Raw genomic sequence first — 24564 nt, forward strand, 5'->3', positions numbered from 1 at the left:
GCATCGTACTAACTTCAACCAGACAGAAACGCGATCGCGTTTCTGCCACACATCCTCAAGAACTTATACCTAACGCAAACATCCAATATCTTTGAGCAGGGCTTTTCAAAAACTTCGATACAAACGCCCTTCTCGCAACTGTACAACTGGTTGTCTTGACATCTGTACCAGTTGCTCATCATGAGTAGTTACAATCACCGTTGCCCCCATCCCATTCAGTTTCTTGAGAATATTTAATACCTGCCGAGAATTATCGGGATCGAGGTTACCCGTTGGTTCATCTGCCAGCAGTACAGGAGGTGTCCCGACGATCGCACGCGCTAAACTTACCCGTTGTTGCTCTCCCCCGGAGAGTTCCTCTGGAAAACAGTTCGCTTTGTGTTGCAAACCTACAACCTTCAACGTTGGCGGCAAACGTCGCTGAATTTCCTTACGCGTGTAGCCTTGTGCCCACAAGACAAAAACAATATTCTCTGATACAGTCCGCGTCGGAATCAGTTTATAGTCTTGAAACACAACACCGATGCGACGACGCAGCAACGATAAGCGATCGCCCCGTAACGTCCCCACATTAAAATCATCGACGATTACCTCTCCAGAACTAGGACGTTCCGCACCATAAAGTAGCTTCAGCAATGTTGATTTCCCCGCACCCGAAGGGCCAGTAATCAATAAAAAGTCTCCTCGCTTCACCTCTAAGCTGAGGTCAAACACTCCTAAGCTGCCATTCGGGTAAGTTTTTGTCACTCCTTGTAATTTCACCATTACAGGATTTGGGCTGGTTGTGGCGTTGGTAGCCACATTGGGTTGAGTTTGGCTATTACTGGAGTGACCCAAGACGGTCGTCATAGACAAGCGATCGCAAATGGAATAAATCGTGAATTCAATACCTTAATACAAAATGTGGGCAGGTAACCCTACCCAACCTGATTTTTTTGCCAATATCTTGTTCAAGCCAAGCGTTGACCAATCGCTTTGAGGGCAAACTGAGGTAAAGCCATCATTCGCCGCCAACGCCAAGGTTCTTGATACAGCCGATACAGCCATTCCAAGTGATTCTCGCGCAACCAGATAGGCGCACGAGTTTTAATACCTGCCCAAATATCAAAGCTACCCCCCACCCCAATCCAAGTTGCTTGGGGACACAGGTGGCGATTTTGGGCAATCCACAACTCTTGGCGAGGAACACCCAAGCCAACCAAAATCAAACCGGGTTGCTGGTCTTTGAGCGTTTGCTTGAACTTCTGTTCTTCTTCCGGTGACAGGTAACCATGTTCAATTTCTGCGATCGCCAGTCCTGGAAGCTTGTCTTGCCAAATCTGACACGCCTTTTGAGCAACGCCAGGAGAACCCCCGTAAAAAACAATTGGGCAAGACTTGCCTAAGTCTCCAGCCTGCCTCAGTAAAGACTCAGCCAGTTCAATTCCTGGACAGCGTCGCCCCCGTTGACCCTGGAGCCATAGGTAAAGAATAACCCCAGAACCATCCGGAATTACCAGTTCTGCTTTTCGGATAATTCCAGCGAGAGCCTCGTTGCGTTCTGCCTGTATTGCCATTTCTGCATTCAGAGTCACCACATGACTGCCAAGCCTCTGGTGTAGACGAGTTCCCAGCCAGTGGACATAGTCATCTAATAGGTGAACCGGTAGCCCCAGCACGGGAAATTGTTTGGGTGCCTCAACCATAGCCGAGCTCTTGAGTATCCTCACATCACACATCTCAGTAACAATATGAAGGCTATCCGATCCGGACACTTAAAGCTAGCCGATTTTTGAGATTGTTGAAATGTGACGCAAAAGAAATTAGAGACGCGATCGCACAGGTCACGCGTCTCTATCTATCTCTACTGGACAATGTTGGAGCTGCAAAGGTACCAAATATCAACACTACTGCTACTTTCAGTTAGTTGACTCGCTTGACCGAGCCATCTGCATACAACTCTAGGGGCACTAGCTGGACTTTACCGTTGACGTTGACCTTTGTGTAGACAATTCTTTCTAGAGGAGAATGGTTTTGGTTATAGCGCGTAGACATCTCAGTCACCCCGTCAGATTCGAGAGTTTATGAAGAAATGTAATGTAGGCAAGTATTCATTAAGGATTCAATTTCTTTATTCGCCTATCTCTGTGATATCAAAGAAAATATTAAGGAAAGGAGAAGCGACACGGATTGATTATAAAGATTTCAACAAGATGCTTAAATGGTTCCAAAGGGGCTTGACTCCACCTGCTCTTACTTCTTTAGGAGTAGTTCTGAGTTCCTCTGTTATCATCCTTTCAACACAGCGAAACTGTCCAAGGCCTCGATGCCGACCAAATTGGCAGTCAGCTAGGATGTTCTGATAGAGCCCACATTCCGCACCTTGAAGTGTCACACTACGTAATGCATGGTAATGGGTAATGGGTAATGGGTAATGGAAAGACTTTTTTACGTAGTGTTATGTAGTATAGGCTACTAATTTTCAATTCCCAATTGCGTAAAAACCGATAGCGAAGCGTTAGCGAGTCTTCGAGCGTCTTATGCCAGTCGAGGGTGCGGAATGTGGGATAGAGAGGGATGAGCGGACAGCATATAACTACAATCTATAGATTGCGAAATTCGCAAGATGATTATTGCGATTCCCCCATTAAGGTAAACGCTGCCCATTGCAGGGAGTTGGGATGTTTTTCCTTAATTGTTAACATCGCCTGTCGTAAGGCTTGAGCTTTATCATTACTTTTTTTGAGCTGTTGATAAAATTCAATCATTAAATCTGATGTCGTTGTTTCTGTTCCCGTCCCTAGGGAGAGAATCACACTGGGCACTCCTGCCGACATCAGGGATACAGATAAACCAATTAAGCCATCACTACTGAGGGGAGCGCTGCCTAAGCTGCCTGCACTCAAAACAACTAATTCGGCTCGTAAAGGAGATTTTTTATCCTTGGTTTGTTCGGGTAGATTCAGGATTTCACTGGCTGTCAGGATACCATTATCATTGCCGGATGGAGCAAACGCGATCGCACCGGGTATCCCTTGGCGTTTTGTAGCATCCAATAATCCATAGGTGGCTAAATGAATCGTCTTGGCTTTTGCTAGCTGTTCTAAGAACGCTTTTTTGGTTGCCTGGTTACCAATGAGGGGTTGAGTTTCCAGTAATTGGGCAATTTCAAGGGCTTCCTGTTCTCCTCTCAAAAGTTGGGGTAAGGACTGTGATGATTCTCCACCCCCGGCTGCCATACTTGGCATTGTCGGATTACCGATTACTAGAGCTTTGTTGCCTGATACTCGTTGCCGCTGCTGCTTCGTTAACGCGAGTACCTGAATCGAGGGAGAAGTGAGAATGGTATGTTTCTCAATCAGGGATTTACCGGTAATATCGACTAATGCCGGGAAAGGAACAAAAAATAGTTCTTGGTGTGGAATAAAAATAACATGAGTTTTGGGGTCTTTCGGTAAAAGGTCTTCAATCGGTTTGAGCAGTACCTGATTCAGTTGAAACAAAGGCTGATTCTGGGATGTTTTATCGGTTGGCTTCGCTGAACTTGTGCTGCTTTTACTCCTGACACCGATCGCATCCAGGCTATTGTTTACAACCTCTTGTAATGAAGTAATAGGATAAACCGTTTTTTGCTCTTTAATATTGATGCGACGAAATACAATTTCTCCTGATGACTGAATCACCCAGACATACAGTTCTTGTTCAGAAATTACTGAATATTCAACGAGTGTGGCATTCTGCGCTTTAGCAATTTGTTTAATTTCTTGAATTTTCGGTAGAGTAATTTGAGGATTAGCTGCTTTTAAACCTGTTCCTACAGGTTCAGACGCTAAGCGTAGATGAAGTAACTGCAAAATTTCTTGAACTCGTCCCTGTTCCGCTATTTCTAAGGCGGCTTCGGGCTGATTTTGAGCGATGTGAACTTGTTGCAGTAAGCGATAGGTTCTAGCCTGCTCAGCATAATAATTATCGTTATTTCCAAGTTTGGCTCGTATGGCGTCCCAAACTTTCAGGGCATCCAGGAGTTTTGGCTGAGCTTCCGTGAGATTGCTGGCGTTGAGGGAAGCGAGAGCGAGATTGTTTAAAGCTGTACCTTCTGCTAAGCGTTCACCTGATTTTTGAGCCGCTGCCAATTGTTGTTGATACAACTCGATCGCTGTTGCATAGTCTCCTTGGGATTCGTAAACTGTCGCTAACTGCTTGAGAGCGATCGCTTCTTGAGCCGGATTACCCGATTTCCTCGCTATCTCTAACTCCTGCTGATACAGTTCGATCGCTTTTGGTTTTTGTCCCTGCGACTCGTAAGCATTTGCCAACTGACTCAGAACAAGAGCTTGCAACGCACTATCCTTGGATTTCTGGGCAAACTCCAGTTGTTGCTGATACAGCTCGATCGCTTTTTGGGATTGCCCCGATGACTGATAAGCTTGTGCTAGCTTTTGCAGAGATTCAGCGGCTAATGTAGTATCACCAGTTTCCCGTGCGATCGCGAGTTGTTGCAGATTAAATGCGATCGCTTCCTCATATTGCCCTTGTGACTGGGAATCTAGAGCCAAATTGTTCAAAAAAGCAGCTTGCCGTTTGGGATTGCCAATCTCTCGTCGAATAATTTGAGCTTGCTGCTCAAACTTCTTTGCCCTTTCTTCTTGCCCTAGATACAAATAGGTATTACTCAAACCAACTAGCGCCTCAACCTCACCCGTGCGATCGCCAACGGCCTTCCTAAGGATTAAACTCTGATGATAGAAGCCGACAGCTTGTTCATATTGTCCCAAAGAGAAGTAGGTATCGCCCAGACTACCGAGACAATTGCCGATGCCTTGAGCATCACCCAAATTTTGATAAAGCATGAGTGCCTTCTGCAATGACTCTAGGGCTGCCGTAAATTGACCCGTTTTATGCTGCCGAATGCCTAAATTCAAGAGTAAATTGGCATGATAATCCTGGGCATCTGGAGTTTGTGCCCAAGCCGAGGGTGTAGGGAAAGAAGCACCAACCCATAGAGGCATTGCAGACATTAAACAAGCCATGATTAAGGACACGAGTCCGCTTGTTTTTGCCCAACTTCTCTTGTAACGATTCTTGTACACAGACACTTGGCTAAGGCAGACTGTCTTTTGCAACCAAATCAACGGATAGACGGATGGCAAAATTTTCTTCGGCACAACCCAAACCCCTCCATAGTGATGGGTGTACTAGGCAAGTTATCACTACATTTCCTAAGATATGAGGATTTAACCCAGATTTTTGCTATCTATTGGCACCTCTAATCTAGAGCTTGCCAAAGGTTTTTAGAAGCCCGACTCTTGTGTTTAGGTGCGAGGCAAGGACGGTAATGTCGCTCTCCATCCACGTTCAATTCTTTGATAAAGCCTTGCTCTTTTAGAGCATTCAGCATTGTGGAAACGCTTTCTTCTTCCTGTTCCATGTACGCTGCTATTTCAGGCAGATTAGCTTCTTTTTTACGCACCAGCCAAGTGACGAGTTTCTGCTCAAAATCAGGTAATGTCAGGACATCAGCCATACTCAATCCAGAGCTACTTTCTTGCTCTTCATCCCCGGTTCCTGAAGAATTGAACGGTTTCGTACTCATAAGATTCCTTCCTCTGGGATTTAGCCAAATTACAATTAGTACTCCACCAAAGAAGTATGAAAATCAAAAAACAGACCACTCCTCTTTGTTCGAGATTGAAGGCTTGCTCTACGTTCCAGTCCTCTTTGAGTACGGTACTAAAGTTACTGAAGAATCAGGCAACAAGTTGCTACCCATTGTCTAGAGTTTCACGCACAGATATTTTGCACCCTTATCAACAGACTTAATTAAGGTCAAGTGGGCAGTATCCAGCTCTCTGAAAAACCTAGCTGTAGGCTTGGCGAACACAGCTCATTTTACGGCTATTGACAAGGATGCAAGATAGGAGACTAACAGATATGTGCCTATATTAGTGTTATTCAGCTAGATTGCATGATCTGCTTAGCAACTTTTTGCATCTCTTGGCTAATGGGATGGTTGGGGTAGCGTAGGCAGAAGAGATCGCTGCTGGCGAGTTGAACCATCTCTTCGGAAAGGGGTAAGATTCCTGCCACCGGAGCGTTGTAAATCTTCTGCACCTGTTGCCGTAAAGCATCGAAATCTAAAGCTGGTAGAGCTTTATTAATGACCAGTAACATTTTAGGCACCTGTAACTTCCGAGCCACTTCGACTGTAACGGCGGTTCCTTGAAAGTCTTGATTATCTGGACGCAAGATCAGAACTAAAACATCGGAAATCGTTAGCGAAAGTAACGTTTCTTCATTGAGACCTGGGTGGGTGTCAATGAACAGGTAATCTAGTTCAAGTGCATCAATCACGTCTTGGAGACCGTCATTGAGCATCCCAAAATCGAACCCTTCGCGTAGGATACGAGTAATATCGCGAGCTTTGATACTAGAGGGAATCAGGTAAATTTTGTTACGTTGACTGGCTTTTTCTTTTAAAACCGAACTCACATCATAGGCGGTTTCTTCGATCGCACAATTGCCCCATAAGTAGTCGTTGAGGGTGTACTTTATTTTCTCTTCATTAAAACCAAACAGGACATGAATCCCTGGAGATTGGATATCCGTGTCAACAATACCTACTCGCTTTCCCGAACGCGCAACAAGCGCCGCGAGATTCGCTGTTGAGTTTGATTTGCCAGTTCCTCCGCGAAACGAGTGAATCGATACAATTTTGGACACAGTACACTTCCTTAAGCTGTATTACATGCTCTCTTCCAGCTTGGTCTACTTTAAATCAAGACGTTAATCCTGTGTTCATTCAGTTAAGGCCATCTACTGAACTTAGCCTTAACTCTAATGTGACTTCACTTGATTCGCCAAAAGTCTAATTCTCAAAACCACTGCAAGGATGTAATGTACCATCGTCGCTTCACCCTGTAGAAATAGCTACAGAGTGTTTATTGGTGCGCTCTACTCCTGTTTCTCCGCTTAGTCCTCTTGAGTTTTAGCCGAGTCTTAATCATGACAGTACTGATTTCTCTGGTCATCACTGTTTACAATCGGGAGCGTTTCCTCGGCGCTGCCATTGAAAGTATTCTGACACAAACCCAGCCGGACTTTGAACTGTTGATTTGGGATGACGGTTCAACTGATCGTTCTGTAGAGATTGCCCAAAACTATGCTCAGCAAGACTCGCGGGTAAGAGTGGTAGTGGCAGAACATCAGGGGCGAAGCTTGGCTCTCAAAGATGCGATCGCACAAACAACAGGTCGCTACATTGGCTTTGTAGACAGTGACGATATCCTAGCACCAACAGCACTCGAAGAGACAGCCGCCGTACTCGAGGCTCATCCAGCCACGGGTTTAGTTTACACCGACTATCTGGTGATGAACGAACGCGGTGAAGTCAAGGCTTACGGAAATCGCTGCCGCTTTGCCTATTCCCCAGCCAGACTGCTGCGTCAATTTATGACTTTCCACTTTCGGCTGATGCGGCGCACGGTATTTGATGAAGTAGGCGGGATTGATGAGACGTTTGACTTAATTGAAGACTACGAACTGTGCCTGCGACTGTCGGAAGTAACGCAGGTACAACGGGTGAGTAAGCCACTCTACTACTACCGCGTTCACCGAGAGAGTATTACTCAGCAGCAGAAAACTGAACAAAATCGCCTTGCACTGATTGCTATCAAGCAAGCACGCAAGCGCCGCCAAAGTTCTGACAACTTTTCGGTAACCTTACCCAACTGCCTACAATTCCCCTTCGGTGCAAGCCTCAGAACCTCACTGACTAGAAGTCTGAGTTCTTTCCTGCTAGCAGCAGTTCCTCTATTGGGAACCATTGGCGTCACACCTGCCTTATCACAAGTTGTCTCAGCTTCCGATAGCGCAGGTACTGTTATTAATACCACAGGCAACCAATTCAACATTACTGGAGGACAAACCTCCTCGAATGGAGCCAACCTCTTCCATAGCTTTTCCCAATTTGACCTGAATACGGGTCAAGTTGCTAATTTCCAACCCAACTCCACTGTTCAGAATATCTTGGGTCGGGTGGTAAGTGGGAATGCATCAAATATTAATGGACTCATCCAAGTCAGTGGCAGCCAAGCCAATCTGTATTTGATGAACCCAGCCGGAATTATCTTTGGCTCCAATGCTAGCTTGAATGTTCCTGGCTCTTTTGTTGCCACAACCGCTACGAGTATCGGGATGGGCAATAACTGGTTTAATGCGGCAGGTACCAATGATTACACTCAGCTCAACGATACACCCAGCGGCTTCGCCTTCACCACCTCTCAACCGGGAAGTATTGTTAACTCTGGCAACTTAACGGTAAGTGCAGGAAAAGATTTGATGCTCTTGGGTGGCACGGTTGTGAGTACGGGGCAAGTGAATGCTCCATCTGGACAAATCAAGATGGCAGCCGTACCCGGAACCAGTCTGGTTCGCCTGAGCCAACCTGGGTCTGTATTAAGTTTAGAGGTTCTACCTCCTGCATCGGGGAGTAATGCACCCACTCAGTGGACGTTGCCCGTTTTATCCTTGCCCCAGCTACTAACGGGTGGCGGTGGGGGTAATGCGACAGGACTCTCTGTGAACGCCACTGGACAGGCAGTACTTACAGGTTCTGACATCATCATTGAAAATGGCGATGTTGTAGCCAAGCAAGTAACAGCTCAAGAGGCAACGCTGACAGCTAACCACAACTTGACGTTAGTGGATTCCACCCTAACCACGACAGGAGACTTGAATCTGTTGGCACAAGATACAGTGCGGGTGCGCGACAGTGTGACAAGTCCTGTGATTGCCCAAGCTGGGGGAAAGCTACTTGTTCAAGGGAACCAAAAGATTGATATTTATGCTTTGAATCATCCAGCGAGTGGGTTGTTTTCTGGCGGGGATATGGTGCTACGCTCCACGAGTACTGTAGGGGGTGATGCTCATTACTTCTCTGGCGGCAATTTTCGGATTGAAACGTTGGATGGGAGTTTAGGGAATCTGTTTAGTCCCGATGATCCCGTGATTCGGGCTACTGGTGACGTCAATTTTGCCAGTTACACAGGAGCCTCACTGCATATTTTTGCAGGGGGCAGTGTAACGATTACAGGTAATGTCACGATTACAGGTGTTGATGCTGTATACGGACTGGCTGAAAACGTTACCTTATCCGATGGAAGTGTGCTTGCCATAAATGGTGCAACTCAACCTACCCTGGATATTCGAGCAGGCACTACGGCGTTTGGCACTCCTAGCATTATCGGTGGGGGTACTTTTACTCCGGGAGTTCCTGGAACTGTCACTAGAGCAACGAGTGCAAATATTGCGATCGGCAGTATTACTATGGCTCCCACCGGATTGGTTTTTTTAACCAATCAGTATTCTCCTAATGCCACATTACCAGGAGGAGCCATTCAAGTTGGGACTATCAGTGCAGGCAACTCTTTAGGTAATGATGGTGGTTCCATCGTCGTTGATGCTCGAAGCAACATTGTGAGCACTGGCAGGTTCGATGCCTATGCTGACAGTATTCTTCCTACTAATAGCGGTAAGGGGGGTAATATCACCCTCCTTGCTGGTGGCAACATTACTTTTACTACCAATGATATCGACGCTCACTCCAGCTTTGGTACTAATTCTGGCGGTAATGTCACCCTCAAGGCTGGCGGCAACATTAACTTACTAAACATTTCTGCCTTTGGTGCTGGAGGAAGCGGCAATGTCATTCTCACAAGCATCGGTGACATCAATATTAATGGCACTGCCGGTATTAATGCCAGCGCCACGAACGGTAGTGGAGGTAACATCACTCTGAGCAGCACTGGAGGAGCAATCAACACAACAACAGGAAGTTTGAACTCTAACTCTAGTAATGGCTCTGGAGGTGCGATCGCCGTTTCGGCGCTAGGCAACATTACTACAGCAGGTATCAATACCGCAGGTTCGTTGGGAGCTGGGACGGTTACTCTCAACAGTACAGGGGGGAGTATTGATACCAGTGCAGGCGCAGTATCTTCTTCCGGGCAAAATGGAGGTGCGGTCGCCGTTTCGGCGCTAGGCAACATTACCACAGCAGGTATCAATACCACGGGTCAGTTGGGAAGCGGGACAATTACTCTCAAGAGTACATCAGGGTCAATTAATACCAGCACAGGTACACTAACCACTGAATCGGGTGGGGGCAATGCAGGAGCGATCACATTATCGGCATTAGCTGACATTACTACATCTGACTTGTTTTCTTCTGGCGGTTTTGTCAGTGGAATTGGTCTTTCCGGAGATGTAACACTTACGAGTACAAATGGCAAAATCAATACCGACGCAGGTCAGATTCGGACTGGTGGTACGAGTAATAATCCAGGTAATCTTACCCTCTCTGCCTTAGATGACATCACTCTTGGTACTATACAATCGATTACTGGAAATAACACGCGCAATATCACGATCACTAGCAGTAACGGCAGAATCTTCACCACTAGTCTGATCGATGTCAGGAATTTTGGTGGAGGGAACGCTAATCCCGGAACAGTCACACTCAATGCTGGAGTGGGCGGAATTATCCTCGGTAGCGATATTGATGCAACTAATAATGGTGCTTCGATCAACTTAATTGGTAATGTTACCCTGGCTCAACCCACCATTACCCTAACAACATCAGGGGCGACTGGCAGCGGTAACATTACTTTCAACAACCTGCTCGACGGAACAACCCCTGGAGCGCAAAACTTAATCCTAAATTCAGGCATCGGCACTGTTACATTCAATGGGATCGGTAACATCGCTCCCTTGGGCAACTTAACCATTAATGGTACTGGCAATGTTCAGGTAGCAGGCAACTATGTGTTTCCTAACGGCTACACATTCGACAAACCTCTCAATCTCATTGGCAACACGACTATTAATACCCCCAATATCCTGGCATTTACCAACACCCTAGCAGTCGGTGCAAACAACCTCACCCTCAATGCAAATGAAATTAACTTTGCTGGGCTAGTGTCCGGGACTGGCAATTTAACACTACAACCCTTCACACCTAGTCAAGCGATCGCAATTGGGGGGACTACCGATAGCGGTACGGGAACCTTAGACATCACCACAGCAGACATCGCTGCTTTACAAAATGGCTTTAACTCCATCACCATTGGAAGCGCTAACAGCAGTGGTGCCATCAGTATCCTTAATCCAGTTACTTTCTCTGATCCAGTAACCATCCAAGCGCCCCAAGGAGCAGGCACCATCAGCGCAACAGGTGCAATTACTGGGTTGGACAATGCCTCGATTACTCTAAAAGCCAATCAAAACATCACCACAGGCAACATTACCGCTAATCCAGGAATTACCATCATCAGTAACAATGGCACGATTGACACCAGTGCAGGCATTTTAGACTCTAGTTCTACTACAGCTAATGGCGGAGTCATCTCACTTTCAGCCCTAGGTAACATCACTACCAATAACATCACCTCTCATTCGGATACTGCTGCTGGTGGCGATATTACCCTCAACAGCCAAACTGGAGCCATTAGTAGCGGTAACCTGGATGCTTCAGGCAACACAGCCGGAGGGAAAATCAGCGTTATTGCTCAGCAGCAAATTACGACTGGACAACTTAACTCCAGTGCAACTACCGGAGATGGCGGCAATGTTTTGCTCGACCCCATTGGGGATATTCAAGTGGACTCCATCAATTCACAAGGTGGTACATCGGGCAAGGGGGGAACGGTTGACATTACCACCAATCAGTTTTTCCGGGCTGTGGGGAATTTTAGCGATCGCAACGGGATAAACGCTAGCATTTCCACCGCCGGAGGCATAGGAGGTGGCAATATCATCATCCGCCACGATGGAGGAGCCAGAGGCATTCCCTTTATTGTGGGTGATGCGACACTCAACGGTACAGCAGGCGCAATCACAACAGGTTCAGCCAATTCGATTTTGCCCTTGCAATCATTTTCTGGTGCGTACACCCAAGGCAACATCCAAATCATTACTCAGAACCCACCACCAACGCCATCACCCTCACCACAACCCGATACCAATCAAGTCTCAAAAGATATCCAGGGCGAAAATCTGGCTCCTCAAGGAATACATACGATTAGTGACTCAGCGATCGTATTACTCAATACAACAGACATTGTGCGTCACGAGATTGACCAAGCTATTGACAGTGGTCAAATCGAAAAAGCGATCGCACTAGTTGAGCAACTGAGAATGCAAGAATTTCAGAATTACTATGAGGGCAATCTCACAAGCGAAACCAATCAATCCGGTTCAGTAGAACAAACCCAAGCTGTCCTCAGCGATATTGCCACTAATACGGGGAAAACACCAGCCGTAATTTATGTGTTTACCCAACCCGATCAATTACAACTCATTTTGGTCACTCCCAAAGATAAACCCCTACTCAAAACCGTCTACGAAGCGAATAAAGATACCCTACTCAAAACCGCGAAAAACTTCCGCTCAGCCGTAACTGAACCCAGAAATAAGAAGGGCTACCAAGCCGCCGCTAAACAACTTTATCAATGGCTGATTGCCCCACTAGAAGCTGAACTCCAAGCGAAAAAGATTGATACCTTAGTGTTTTCGATGGATGGGGGACTCCGGTCAATTCCATTAGCCGCTTTGTATGACGGAAAACAGTTTTTAGTAGAAAAGTACAGTATCGGATTAATTCCCAGTATCAATTTGGTCGATACCCGTTATGGGGATGTGAAAACAAGCGAAGTTTTGGCGATGGGGGCATCGAAGTTTACTGAACAAAATGCATTGCCTGCTGTGCCCATCGAGTTATCAACCATTGTGGGACAACAAAACTTAGGGGCAGAAAATCGTCAATTACTACCTGCAAACCAATCCCCTACGGACGGATTGTGGACGGGAAAATCCTTCCTTAACCAGGGCTTTACCCTCAATAATTTAAAGGCACAACGGAATCAAACACCCTTTGGTGTGATTCACCTAGCAACCCACGGCGAATTTAATCTAGGAGCTCCGAGAAATTCCTTTATCCAACTCTCGGATACCAAATTGCGCTTAGATCAATTACGCCAGATGGGATGGAATCACCCACCTGTGGAGTTACTGGTACTGAGTGCTTGTCGCACCGCGTTGGGGAGCCAAGACGCTGAATTCGGTTTTGGTGGGTTAGCGGTAGCGGCGGGTGTTAAGTCAGCCTTAGCGTCTTTATGGTATGTCAGTGATGAGGGAACCTTGGGGCTAATCACTGACTTTTATCAGCAATTAAAGACGGCACCGATCAAAGCAGAAGCCTTGCGACAAGCACAAATTGCCATGATTAAAGGGCAAGTGCATATCGAGGGAGGCAAACTCCAAGGCATTGGAGGGGGGAGTTCAATACCCCTGCCGCCAGAACTCGCAGAAGTGGGTGATAAGGAATTTTCTCATCCTTATTATCGGTCAGCTTTTACTTTGATTGGTAGCCCCTGGTAATCACGGTCAACTTGAAGTTAAGTAGAATGGCACTGACTTAAAGGAAAAGTGATCGTTGTTTGGGAAAAACCCAGATTGGGGGGGTTCCCCCCAAACCCCCCACTGGGGGACGTTAGCTCTCGCGGGGCGCGTAGCGCACGGCGCGTCCCCCAGACCCCCTCCGCAAGGGTTGATGGGTGAGGATGAGGATGAGGTTCTTAAGTCAGTGCCATTCAGTATGAAGTATGGAACTCTTAAGAAATACATTCTGAAACCCTTAGAAGGAAGAAATTTGTAGGATAATAAGATCAAGAGTTAATAAGGCTCGATATGTCTCCCATTACTACAGCCTGTTGCGCCGTTACTTTAAATCAGCAACAGCAGACTAATATAGACCATTGCAAGTCGGTGGCTAAACAGAACTCAGCTGCTACTGACCCAACGAAGCCGAAATACTGCACAGTTGTTGAAAATGGTCGGGTTATCGTCAAACCGAGCGCACAAGCACAAGATTAATCTCTTTTCGGCTTGGGTAAATCGCTTGGCTTTTTTTCCTCCAACTGTTGCAATTGCTGGACGGCAGTGTCTCGATAAGCTTGAGCAATGGCGTTATTCGGGTCAAGTTTCAATGCTTGCTCAAAGGTAGCGATCGCTTCTTGCAGTCGTTTTACCTGAACTAAGGCTAAGCCTTTTGCGGCTAAGACGTTCGCATCCTTGGGATTGATACCAACGGCTCGGTCGTAAGCAGTGAGCGCTTCTTCGTTTCGTCCCAATGCCATCAGTACAATGCCCCGATTGTACCAAGCTTGAAAGGAATCGGGATTAATATCAATCGCACGATCTGTCGAGGCGAGGGCTTCTGGGTATCGTTGCAAATGCCAGAGTACGACACTGCGGTTTGCCCAAATATCAGCAGCGGCACGGTTATCGCCTACATTACCAAAACTTTTGATCGCCCGGTCGTAAGCCTCAACTGCCTCGGAATAACGTTTTAAGGTCTTCAGTAGCCGACCTCGGTTATACCAAGCTTGAGAGTACTCCGGTTTGATTTCAACGGCTCGATCGCTAGAGGCGAGTGCATCTTCATATCGTCCCATATACCACAGTGTGACGCTGCGGTTGTTCCATGCCTCAGCATACTCTTTGTTCAGTGCGATCGCTCGCTCGTGAGATGCCAGTGCTTCTTCATATTTTGCTTGTCCGGCTAAGGCATTTCCTCGCTGATCCCAAGCTAAACTCTGGCTTTCATCCCCCCAGTTTCCATCCCCTTGAAACGCACTTTCACAGGCAGCAAGGGCTTTTTCGTAGTTACCTACGCGGTTGAGCGTGGCGCATTGGTTTGCCAAGGCGAGGGAATATTTAGGGTTAATTTTAAGCGCCCATTCCTGAGACGCCAAGGCTTCGGCGTGTTTTCCCAGAACTTCCAGCACTGCGCCATGATTCGTCCAAGTTGTCGCATCAGTGGGATTCAGGGCGAGTGCTCTGTCGTAAGATGCGATCGCTTCTTCATATCGCCCCAGCTGTTTAAGTACCATCCCTCGGTTGTACCAAGCATACGCTGGAGAACCATCTTCCCAATTTCCATCGGTTCGCACCGCTTGATCACAGGAAGAGAGTGCTTCGGAATACTTACTCAAATTGGCTAATGCTTGGCAGCGATCGGCCCACGCTAGGGAGTAAGTTTGATTAATCTCTATGGCATGGTCGTAAGAAGCGATCGCATCTTCATACTGCTTCAACTTCGCCTGTGCCAAACCTCGGTTATACCAAGCCAGTGCTGGCGAACGTTTCTCCCAATTGCCATCTCCTCGCAACGCTAAGTCACAAGCTGCGATCGCTTCTTCAGCTCTGCCCAATTCCGAGAGCGCTTGGCAGCGATCGAGCAAAGCCATAGAGTAGTTAGATTTGATACGAACAGCTTGCTCAGCTGAAACAAGTGCTTCTGGATACTTTTTTAACTTCAGTAAGACATCGCTGCGGTTAGTCCAAGTTACAGCCTCTTTGGGATTAATCGAGAGCGCTTGGTCACACGCCGCTAGAGATTCTTCATATTTTTTTTCATTCTTCTGTAATTCACAAAGACTCGCCCAGTAATCAAAGTCTTTTATTTCCGGTTCAGCTAGCCCCCTCTTGGGTAAGTAAATTGTAAACAATAAGCTGTAAAAAACGAATCCTGAAAAGAATAGGGTCAAAAATCGGGTTTTTTTATTTTTTAAGACATCCGTATTAATACTTATCTCTTTGATGAGGGGATTGATCATATCCTTTACAGTAGTTAATTCGCACCTATGTTTATTGATAATAGAATAAAATAATTCTAGCAAAACCGTATATTTAATTTTAACTAGACTAAACAACGGTCAAAATTAATAAAAAATGTATTTCTAGAGCTATAACCTATGATTTAGCAACGGAAAGTTAACCAAAAATTTCAGGTTATCAACACCAATACCGTGCGGCAATAGTTGGCAGCAAGCATCGATTTCAAGCCCCACCCAATGCGACATGAAATGGAAAAAACTTGGCAAACGGCAACCCCTATTCAACGGACTCATTGAACAGCTCCGCGAGCGTCTAACGCTTAATAGATTCTCCTGTGCAGTAGAGATAAAGCGTTGTCCAGAGTATAATAAATAGTCTGTACTGCAATCTGTACTCAGGGCGAGAAAAACAGTAATGTCCCTTCCCTATCTAATCTTTCTTCGTCATGTAATATAAATAATCCGGATAATCAGAGCGTTCAAAGGTTGATAAAGCTAGGATAGACTAAGAGCGAATGGGCTTTTAGAAAACCAAAACTTAGCGCTCATTCTCTAGCTGTTCAGCGATCGATGTCTGAAGAACTAGAATCGAACGGATGAGGAAGTCAACAACACAGCCAACAGACAATGTTTGAATTGATTGAATCCCCAACAACCCAACATATTTCGGCTACAGAGCCTGATTGGAGTCGTGAAGTGTGTGAGTGCTGGTGGAACCCCTCGCGACAACTACTCAAATCAATCCGTGAGTATCAAAAGTGGCAGAAACGAGGTGGAATTATCGGGCGTCTTTTCTGTAAATGGAACGTACTCCAGCATCGATTCTGGAGTATTGTCACTGCTGCCGATATTCCCATAAACTGCCAAATTGAAGGGGGATTGCTTCTGACTCATCCGACTGGTGTTGTGATTCATCCGGATGCCTCTATTGGCCCCAATTGCTTGATTTTACAACAGGTAACAGTTGTGGCAGGGGTAAAAATTGGTGGTCATGTTGATATTGGTGCTGGTGCCAAAATTATTCGTCCTGTCACCATTGGCAACCATGCGAAGATTGGTGCGAATGCTGTGGTAATATATGACGTACCAGAGGGAGCTACGGCGATTGGGGTGCCTGCAAAACTCATCCAAGCTTCCTAGTGCAGGCTTACAGCAATCACCCACCTGTAAAAATTATTCCCCTGCCTCTCCGGCTGCTCTGAGGAAAGCTTCGGTGCTTCCCTTCCTCATCGGTACTGGTGCAAAGCTGATGCAGAGGGGATCTAGCTAATCGAGGAAAAGCCTTGGTGCAGAAGAGTATTACGTTTCGGCCTAGTTAGGAGGGTACGAAGACTTTGTCAACGCCACATCAATACTTTTTTCAAAATTCTCCGGTGAGAGTAATAACAGTGGGAGAGTAAGTCTTGAAAAACGTCTGTTTTACCGATTGTCTTACGATCGCTTCTCATATCGTTGTGCTTTATTCCTTCGATGGAGAAATCCCCAAACGAGCCAATAGCAAGGCTTTTAAAATTCTTGCATCCAAAATCTAACATCCAAAAGGGTATCCGTTGCTTCCTCCCTAGACAGCCTTAAGGCATGGGTATGCCAAACTCCAGCGAACGTCATTTCTCTACAAATTGGTGCAAGTCTGTACTCGGTAATTGTTAAAGACTTAATAAAGTTTGCTTGAATTTGTTGCTGTTGTCAGCAAATTGCAATAGTATTCACATAGGTAATACAAGTCATACAACGTATGACATGCTCAAGAGTCTACAGAATGAAAGCCTTAGACTGGCAAGCACAGTCTTCTGGCAGATAGTGGGCTACCAGGTAAGCACAGCAGGGTTATCTAGGGTTATCTACTTGTTCAGCTTCAATTGAATAGACCTTCAATTGTCCTGGGATTGAAGTCACAACTGAAGCTTGCCTTAGTGCGTAGTGGAATAGTTGACCTCTTAGTGAGAGCTTGTGTCATCCCTAGTTTGCTATAAACGTGGGCAATTCTGTACTGACTGTGTGGAGTTTGATCTGAAATGTGGTTGAAGCGGTTGCGTAGCAGACGCTCAGAAAGAATATTCCTACTCCTTCAAAGAAGCCTAGCTCTAAATGTGTTGCGACGAAGAGTCCTAAGGCTATCCTCTTGATTCCTACTCTTCGATGACGCTTTGCTGCGATTGTCCTTACGCGCTACTTGTAAAGCTCTGCAAATGAGTCGTGTCAGTGGAAGCTGCAACCTACTGCGTCAACAAAAAACACCAAGTATCGACGGAAAACGAGCATCAAACTTACTATAGCTAGCTCTTCACATCGATTTTGTTAACATTGAGGGTTCTTTTAGGGTCATATAAATGTTCTCAGAATTCAAAGCCTTGAAAGAATTAAATGTTAGAGAGAGCAATCCTTATTAAGTTATCCAGAGATATTTTATGAACAGTACAGGTTTTGTTCCAACTATGACTTGTATGACAGAACAACTATTTCTTCCCGAAATGAATTGTCAAGCTACTCCAATGCGATCCAATAACAAGAATATAGAAACACGAGAAGAGCATACATTTTTGTCTTCCCTTGCTCTCGAAGTAGATGATATATTTTTTAGCCTACGTAAAGCCGATCAGATCATTCGCCGTGAACTAAATATCCTTATAAATAAAAAAGATAAAGACTTGAAAAAAGTCTTAGTGGCTCCTATTAATGAAGAAAGATTCAAAAAAATAATTGAGGAATTACCGACTCATCAAATCTTAGTAGATGAGTATGTAGTCTATATGTTAGAAAACCCAAACAACAGTATATTTAGGCTGATTAGGGAATTCAACGAATATATAGAAAAAAGAAATAGTGAAATAGAATTTTGTCAGTCTATTAAATTAATGGCAATAGATGAAAAACTAGTTCATTATATCCGCCAACTAGGAGCAATGATTTACCACTTAAATATTCATTTAAATTTATTAACGGTATTACTGAAAAACGCATCTGTAGTGGCGGAAACCCAGCAGGCAACTATCAGAGAGAGCCAGGACGTTGTGACTGAATATATGGTCAATAAGTGGGGTGAGCAGCAACAGAATGTGAGGTTTATAGAGGTAACTCTTGAAGGGGCATACGCCATTGTGACTTGGGCAATAGAAGACCTGAGAGGAGACGCTATTTTGCTTCGAGATGAAGGCTACTGGCAGCTGATCAATATTAGTACCGGGATGTTCGGGATTAAGGATTTTGAAAATGTAAATGTACCGTTAGACATAGCTCAGCGTATGCTGAGACTGCATCACCAAAAGCTTGGGTATTAGTAAGCTGAGTGCCAGTTTACTTTCTATGGGTTAAGAGGAGAAGCGATCGCACTCTCCAAAGTGACACTGATTTAATTTCCACCTAGGAAAGGCGGGGAGTGGGAGAGCCACAATTCCCCCGATTGCTGCATCCTCCCCTTATGAGACAGGCTTTCTTAGAGAGTTGACCACTTAATCCAATCGGCAAAATTTGCGATCGCGATCTGAGGCTGGGTCTTGCCAGGAATAAGCAAAATGGCTCACCGAACCAATCTGCGGTACCTCTTGGCGCAGTGCTCGCATCTGGACTTCCAGGGCTGGACGATTGCTAACAGACCTTCCCCAATCTCCTGCCAATACCGGTATCACCTGAGTACCAGGGGCCGCCCGACTCACAACTCGCTTGACCAAATCATCAATGCACCGAGTGCTACCACAGACTCCGTAAGACATCGGATACCACTCTAGGGAACTGGGAAATCGATCCCAAGGCTGTAGACGAGAATCATACCCGACTTGACCAACCGCTTGATTGCCGTCTGGGAAAAATACAGCTCCCGCTTTTATCCCAGCACGCTTGGCTGGGAGAGTTGCTAAGTTTAAAAAGTCCAAAATCCCTTGAGCCGCGTGAGCAACACTGAGCTGCCAGAGTTGCCATTGCAGAGATGCCAATGAGTCTCCTGGTGAGGGAGTTCGACCCTGCCACAAAGGAGTTGCCTCCTCTGGATAAAGTTGATTCACGCTTGCCAAATCGCTAGCATTAATGGAACCCTTACTGATGTAGCGCTGAATTAACTCTCGTCCTTTCCGGTTGAGGGCGCGGTCATATAGAGCTTGTTTTGCCGCCTCACTATAAATCCACAAATCCTCCACTCTGGCGGCGACGGAATCACTCCCTGTACCACGGGGATACCGAATGTAATCGAACAAAATTCCATCGGGGCGTCGCTTCAAGATACCCTGAACAACTTGGTAGTAGTCAGTCTTGGCTTGCATGTTGTAAGGGTCAACAAAAACTTGAGAGCCGTCTGGGACGTAAGACACGCTCGTCTCTCCCCTACCATTACGAGCTAGCATCCCCTGGCGGTCTGCGCGCTGAGCGTAGGAATAGCCAAAATTCATGGTATACAACCAGGCATAAACCCGCATACCCCGCTCATGCCCTTTTTGAATCATCTGCGCCAACAGGTCGGTTTTGTCAGTCCCTGGCGTCCGCACAACAGAGGGCCAAGCTGTTTGGTTATCAGACATCGGTAAGAGTACCTGACCGTCATAAAACACTTCAACGTTGACCTGGTTATAGCCTCGGTTAACCAGACGGTCTAAGATATCATCAATCCCTCCAGAGCGAGCATCACAGGGGTATAAGCGCAGCCAAATGGACTGGGTATTGGGCCAAGTTCGAGAGCGGCATTGCCGCAAGTAATCGGCGTGTTGCTTTACGAGGGCCTTGTAGCGCTTGTCGGAGTCGGTGTTGCCTTTTAACGCGCCAATACGTAAGTTTTCTTTTTGGGTGATCGCCTCGTTGGGCAACTGGCAATAGGCCGTTGTTTGAGCCTGAGCTGTTTGCATCAACCAACACTGACTGACCAAGCTACTACTAGTCAAGAGGGCGACAACCAAGCGGCGATGCAGACGCCTCCACTGTCGCGCCCTTTGGAGAGAACTGTTAGACATTTCTACAAACACCACACCTACAAACACCACAAAAAATACAGAGAGTTGGCGTCCTCAGTCTTCGCAGACTGCTAACCAATTGGAAATTTTAGAGTTTTCCAGCTATTTTCCGCTTTCACCTCTTTTACCCATTGTTCCGGACGCAGACAAAAAAAGAAATCGTATCAGAGATTGCGCCAATCTAAAAGCAAAAAGAAGGGTTTGACGGATCAAACCCTCCAAGGATATAAAATCTAAGGATAAATACCCCTGCCATTAAGTGGGGTGTTAGCGTGAATTGTCTTCTTGACGGGTAGCTCAGCTTAGGGAGTTCTAAGCGGGGTACTCTCTGGCCTTTGAATCGCTAGCGTTTAGCGAAGAAGGCTAGCGCTAACGCACAAGCGGGACGGAGTAGCACACCCTCGGAATGTCAGTCGGATAACTCTAAGCGCCTCGCTTCAGGGCGCTCTCGACCTGCCGGAATTCCTGTTCTAGGCGATTCTTCAACTTTTGCGGTAAGGGACGGTTAGGGTAAGAGCTATAATGACCCGCTAAAGAATTCAAAGCTGTTCGCATCGTGGTGAAAGAGCTGAGGTTAGTCACTGAGCTATCTCGCCGATAGCGGGAGGCAAACTCATTAATTGCTCCACGCGCTTTTGATTGAGCTTCTGCTTTGTCTGGTGCATCCTCCGGTAATTCAATGGCTGTTCTCAAGTTTTGCAACAAGGCCAACGTATCTTGGCGATAATCTCCAGTCAAACCTGCAACACTGGTTGAGGAACACCCCATTAGACCAATCACAACAACCAAAATGAGGGCAACAAGACGTGATATATAGCGCTTCATCAGCATGATTCACAACAAACGGATTTTCAAAATTAGAACCTATCCTATCTTGGATTGGTGCTTTCGGGGATCGCCTTACCTGTATTACACCCACACTCCACGTTCTGCTTCCATCTATCACGGAAATTAGAGACTAAGTAATAGAGAATCGAAGAGCAATTACTATTTTTGACGTTTGACTGTTGAGCTTTATGTGCTTAAGCACCTTTATCAGCTGATAGCGCAATATTTAGTAACCAATTGTTAGAAAACGATACCTCTTGAGATGTTGATTAATCCTGTAAAACGCAATACAATGATATTCTAATGTAATTCAAACGTATTTCATGTAAGTCGGCCTAATTCAGTTTCAGGGTTACAAAGGCACCTATATAAAAACTGAAACTGGAACGGGGGAACCATTTATGGGGCGCATCTTCTGTTTCAATCTCTTCTTCATTTAAGGAGATGAAAGGAGACGGACATCTCTCAGTCCTAGCCCGTCAGCTAACTCCGTCGGCATCGAGAAGAGACTGGAAGCTCAGCATTATTAATTAATGTTTGTGTTTTCGTCAGTGTCCTTGGCTGGTACTAGTCCGATTCGTTGACCTGTCCTTGACTCTGAGAAGATGACTATATCAATCGTACCTCCTGAGTTCAAGCCAGGGCAGCTACTCATGAGGTGAAAAAGTATCATGCTTATCAATGAAAAGAGCCGTCTTGCGTTGATTTCTGTTAGTGGCGACCCAGCCGCAGAAATTGGAAAAGAAGAGGCCGGTGGGCAAAACGTTTATGTGCGTCAAGTTGGATTAGCACTAGCTAAACAGGGTTGGCATGTGGATATGTTTACTCGCCGAATCGATCCCGATCAAGCGAATATTGTTCAACATGAGCCTAATTGCCGCACAATCCGATTAACGGCTGGACCAGCAAAGTTTATTAATCGAGATCAGGTCTTTGGCTATCTGCCAGAGTTTGTACAGCAATTTCAGGCATTCCAGGAACAAGAAGGATACCAGTATCCCTTGGTGCATACCAATTATTGGTTATCTTCTTGGGTCGGGATGGAACTGAAAAAGCTCCAACCTTTGAAACAGGTGCATACTTACCACTCGTTAGGAGCGGTTAAGTATCGGGCTGTGAGTAACCTTCCTGCGATCGCTTCGACGCGGTTAGCAGTGGAAAAAGCTTGTCTGGAGACAGCGGATCGGATTATTGCGACAAGTCCTCAAGAAGAGGAACATATGCGGAATCTGGTTTCTTCTAAAGGAATGATTGAAATCATTCCCTGTGGTACAGATATCGAGCGGATGGGCTCGATCGCACGAAAAGAGGCGCGGGAACAACTGGGGATTCCACCGGAAGCCAAGGTGGTGCTGTATGTGGGTCGATTCGATCCACGTAAGGGAATCGAAACTTTGGTCAGGGCGATTGCTCAATCCCGGTGGAACGGCAATACCAATGTGCGGTTGATTATTGCGGGTGGTTTCCGTCCAGGTCAAAGTGACGGTATGGAGTGCGATCGCATCAAAGCTATTGTTAAAGAACTCGGCCTAGAGGCGATGACCTTCTTCCCTGGACGACTCACGGATGCTGAGCTACCCAGTTACTATGCAGCCGCCAATGTGTGTGTAGTTCCCAGTCACTATGAACCCTTTGGGCTGGTCGCCATTGAAGCTATGGCTTGTGGGACGCCCGTAATTGCCAGTAAAGTGGGCGGCTTGCAGTTTACTGTTATCCCAGAAGTTACAGGATTACTGGTGCCACCCCAAGATGAAGCCGCCTTTGCCCAAGGGATTGACCGCATCCTGAGCAATCCCGCTTGGGCAGACCAGTTGGGTGAAATTGGTCAACAACGGGTAGAAATTGCGATGAGCTGGGAGAGCGTTGCTCGTAGGCTTAATTCTGTTTACAGTAAACTGATGTCTCAAGTGGCTGTCAAATCTGTTCAAAAACCGCAGGTGGCGGCGTAATACACTTTATACCAAATCCGACTCGTACACTCCTTTAATTTTTTGGGTAATGGGTAATGGATAATGAGAAGTCCCAACCCCTTACCCGTTAAATAATAAGAGGGTGAGCAAAACGGATTTGGTATTACTCAAAAACAGTGAGTACTCAGCCGTCCGCAGGGGTCACTCAATCACGGGTCGCTGTCACTTTTAACCGAATCGTCCGCTTACATAGTCTCTAGTCGCTTCTTGCTGTGGGTTTTGGAAGATATTTTCCGTGTGATCGCATTCCACCAAATAGCCCATTTTCCCACCCTTTTCAGTTGCCTTGGCATTAAAAAAGGCAGTCATATCAGCCACTCGCGTGGCTTGCTGCATATTGTGAGTCACAATCACAATGGTGTAGTTTTCCTTGAGCTGATGCATCAATTCCTCGACCTTGAGTGTAGAGATCGGGTCAAGGGCGGAGCAAGGTTCATCCATCAATACTATATCTGGGTTAATGGCGATCGCACGGGCAATACACAACCGTTGCTGCTGTCCTCCGGATAGCGCCATTCCATTTTGCTTGAGTTTGTCTTTGACCTCATCCCAGAGTGCAGCTTGCTGCAAGGATCGCTCTACTAACTCATCCAGATTACCTTTGTAGCCATTCACTCGCGCCCCATAAGCAATATTGTCGTAAATTGATTTCGGGAAAGGATTCGGCTTTTGGAAAACCATACCAATCCGCCGTCGCACTTCTACTGGATCGACATTGGGCGCGTATAGGTCTTGGTCATAATAATAAACTTTGCCTTCTACACGGAATCCATTGATTAAATCGTTAAGACGGTTAAAGCATCGGAGCAAGGTGCTTTTGCCACAACCAGACGGACCAATGAAGGCCGTTACCCGGTTTTTGGGAATGTTAAGATTAACACCTTTAACCGCTAAAAATTTTCCATAGTAGATATCAAGATTTTCTGCCCGTAGCACGGTTTCAGTTTGATGGTTAGCGTGATGATGAAAGCTGGCAGTTTTCTGATTAGAAGGCATAAAATATCCAACCTGGATGTTGTGTTTAGATTCCGATACAGGAGTGCGCCGTTCCTAGCTGTTGTTTGTAAACCTTTAAAAACTTATCCTTAGCTCCGACACAGGAAAGTGGCCTATGTACTGCTTTATCATTATGAAAGCCACCACTGCGTTATTTCCTCTTTCCAGCTGCATAAATTCAAC

General features: G+C 46.1%; 15 protein-coding genes and 1 riboswitch. Of the genes, 5 read left to right on the forward strand and 10 right to left on the reverse strand.

Annotated elements, in window-relative coordinates:
* Positions 1–105: 105 nt before the first annotated feature.
* The 6 genes from ftsE to V6C93_RS13495 all read right to left on the reverse strand — a co-directional run bounded on the left by ftsE (position 106) and on the right by V6C93_RS13495 (position 6699).
* Positions 106–849: a cell division ATP-binding protein FtsE gene (ftsE, locus tag V6C93_RS13470; protein ID WP_333477169.1), complete on the reverse strand. Its 744-nt coding sequence runs from the start codon at positions 847–849 to the stop codon at positions 106–108.
* A gap of 101 nt (positions 850–950) precedes the next feature.
* Complete coding sequence (locus V6C93_RS13475) at positions 951–1685, reverse strand: WecB/TagA/CpsF family glycosyltransferase (RefSeq protein ID WP_333477170.1); 735 nt, start codon at positions 1683–1685, stop codon at positions 951–953.
* A 217-nt stretch (positions 1686–1902) separates the two neighbouring features.
* A complete protein-coding gene (locus tag V6C93_RS13480; protein ID WP_333477171.1) occupies positions 1903–2034 on the reverse strand; it encodes a hypothetical protein in 132 nt (43 codons plus the stop codon).
* 575 nt (positions 2035–2609) lie between these two features.
* Entirely contained in the window at positions 2610–5144 is a 2535-nt protein-coding gene (locus V6C93_RS13485) for a CHAT domain-containing protein (RefSeq protein WP_333477172.1), read from the reverse strand.
* A gap of 101 nt (positions 5145–5245) precedes the next feature.
* A complete protein-coding gene (locus tag V6C93_RS13490) occupies positions 5246–5572 on the reverse strand; it encodes a hypothetical protein (protein WP_333477173.1) in 327 nt (108 codons plus the stop codon).
* Between the two features lie 359 nt (positions 5573–5931).
* On the reverse strand, positions 5932–6699 hold the full coding sequence (locus tag V6C93_RS13495) for a MinD/ParA family protein (RefSeq protein WP_333477174.1): 768 nt from the start codon (positions 6697–6699) through the stop codon (positions 5932–5934).
* A gap of 282 nt (positions 6700–6981) precedes the next feature.
* Here V6C93_RS13495 and V6C93_RS13500 point away from each other — a divergent pair, with 282 nt between their 5' ends.
* Together V6C93_RS13500 and V6C93_RS13505 are read left to right on the forward strand one after the other, a co-directional pair.
* The gene (locus V6C93_RS13500; RefSeq protein ID WP_333477175.1) at positions 6982–13413 is read left to right on the forward strand and encodes a CHAT domain-containing protein; all 6432 of its coding nucleotides are present in this window, start codon (positions 6982–6984) and stop codon (positions 13411–13413) included.
* Positions 13414–13722: 309 nt separating this feature from the next.
* The gene (locus V6C93_RS13505; protein ID WP_333477176.1) at positions 13723–13908 is read left to right on the forward strand and encodes a hypothetical protein; all 186 of its coding nucleotides are present in this window, start codon (positions 13723–13725) and stop codon (positions 13906–13908) included.
* Here V6C93_RS13505 and V6C93_RS13510 read toward each other — a convergent pair.
* Entirely contained in the window at positions 13905–15545 is a 1641-nt protein-coding gene (locus V6C93_RS13510) for a tetratricopeptide repeat protein (RefSeq protein ID WP_333477177.1), read from the reverse strand. The two genes, V6C93_RS13505 and V6C93_RS13510, sit on opposite strands and share 4 nt — an antisense overlap.
* A gap of 735 nt (positions 15546–16280) precedes the next feature.
* Between V6C93_RS13510 and V6C93_RS13515 the strand changes: the two genes are divergently transcribed.
* On the forward strand, positions 16281–16793 hold the full coding sequence (locus tag V6C93_RS13515; RefSeq protein WP_333477178.1) for a serine acetyltransferase: 513 nt from the start codon (positions 16281–16283) through the stop codon (positions 16791–16793).
* Positions 16794–18061: 1268 nt separating this feature from the next.
* Positions 18062–18931: a hypothetical protein gene (locus V6C93_RS13520; protein ID WP_333477179.1), complete on the forward strand. Its 870-nt coding sequence runs from the start codon at positions 18062–18064 to the stop codon at positions 18929–18931.
* Between the two features lie 171 nt (positions 18932–19102).
* Here V6C93_RS13520 and V6C93_RS13525 read toward each other — a convergent pair whose 3' ends face one another.
* Both V6C93_RS13525 and psb27 read right to left on the reverse strand, forming a co-directional pair.
* Positions 19103–20587: a family 10 glycosylhydrolase gene (locus tag V6C93_RS13525; protein ID WP_333477180.1), complete on the reverse strand. Its 1485-nt coding sequence runs from the start codon at positions 20585–20587 to the stop codon at positions 19103–19105.
* A 423-nt stretch (positions 20588–21010) separates the two neighbouring features.
* Entirely contained in the window at positions 21011–21412 is a 402-nt protein-coding gene (psb27, locus tag V6C93_RS13530; protein WP_333477181.1) for a photosystem II protein Psb27, read from the reverse strand.
* 366 nt (positions 21413–21778) lie between these two features.
* Positions 21779–21928, forward strand: a riboswitch (cyclic di-AMP (ydaO/yuaA leader).
* A 158-nt stretch (positions 21929–22086) separates the two neighbouring features.
* On the opposite strand from psb27, the gene V6C93_RS13535 reads away from it, so the two are divergent.
* Positions 22087–23364 (forward strand): glycosyltransferase, encoded by a 1278-nt coding sequence (locus V6C93_RS13535; protein ID WP_333477182.1) that lies wholly within the window; start codon positions 22087–22089, stop codon positions 23362–23364.
* A 189-nt stretch (positions 23365–23553) separates the two neighbouring features.
* On the opposite strand, the gene pstB is transcribed toward V6C93_RS13535, so the two are convergent.
* Entirely contained in the window at positions 23554–24381 is an 828-nt protein-coding gene (gene pstB / locus V6C93_RS13540) for a phosphate ABC transporter ATP-binding protein PstB (RefSeq protein WP_333477183.1), read from the reverse strand.
* Positions 24382–24564: the final 183 nt, after the last annotated feature.

It is taken from the genome of Allocoleopsis sp. (assembly GCF_036703385.1).
Classification (GTDB): Bacteria; Cyanobacteriota; Cyanobacteriia; order Cyanobacteriales; family Coleofasciculaceae; genus Allocoleopsis.

Bases quoted from the DNA above. Each gene is read 5' to 3' on its own strand.
- V6C93_RS13515 (WP_333477178.1), top strand. From the start codon at position 16,281: ATGTTTGAATTGATTGAATCCCCAACAACCCAACATATTTCGGCTACA.
- V6C93_RS13490 (WP_333477173.1), bottom strand. From the start codon at position 5,572: ATGAGTACGAAACCGTTCAATTCTTCAGGAACCGGGGATGAAGAGCAA.
- V6C93_RS13475 (WP_333477170.1), bottom strand. From the start codon at position 1,685: ATGGTTGAGGCACCCAAACAATTTCCCGTGCTGGGGCTACCGGTTCAC.
- V6C93_RS13480 (WP_333477171.1), bottom strand. From the start codon at position 2,034: ATGTCTACGCGCTATAACCAAAACCATTCTCCTCTAGAAAGAATTGTC.
- V6C93_RS13535 (WP_333477182.1), top strand. From the start codon at position 22,087: ATGCTTATCAATGAAAAGAGCCGTCTTGCGTTGATTTCTGTTAGTGGC.
- V6C93_RS13505 (WP_333477176.1), top strand. From the start codon at position 13,723: ATGTCTCCCATTACTACAGCCTGTTGCGCCGTTACTTTAAATCAGCAA.
- V6C93_RS13525 (WP_333477180.1), bottom strand. From the start codon at position 20,587: ATGTCTAACAGTTCTCTCCAAAGGGCGCGACAGTGGAGGCGTCTGCAT.
- V6C93_RS13500 (WP_333477175.1), top strand. From the start codon at position 6,982: ATGACAGTACTGATTTCTCTGGTCATCACTGTTTACAATCGGGAGCGT.
- pstB (WP_333477183.1), bottom strand. From the start codon at position 24,381: ATGCCTTCTAATCAGAAAACTGCCAGCTTTCATCATCACGCTAACCAT.
- ftsE (WP_333477169.1), bottom strand. From the start codon at position 849: ATGACGACCGTCTTGGGTCACTCCAGTAATAGCCAAACTCAACCCAAT.
- psb27 (WP_333477181.1), bottom strand. From the start codon at position 21,412: ATGAAGCGCTATATATCACGTCTTGTTGCCCTCATTTTGGTTGTTGTG.
- V6C93_RS13520 (WP_333477179.1), top strand. From the start codon at position 18,062: ATGAACAGTACAGGTTTTGTTCCAACTATGACTTGTATGACAGAACAA.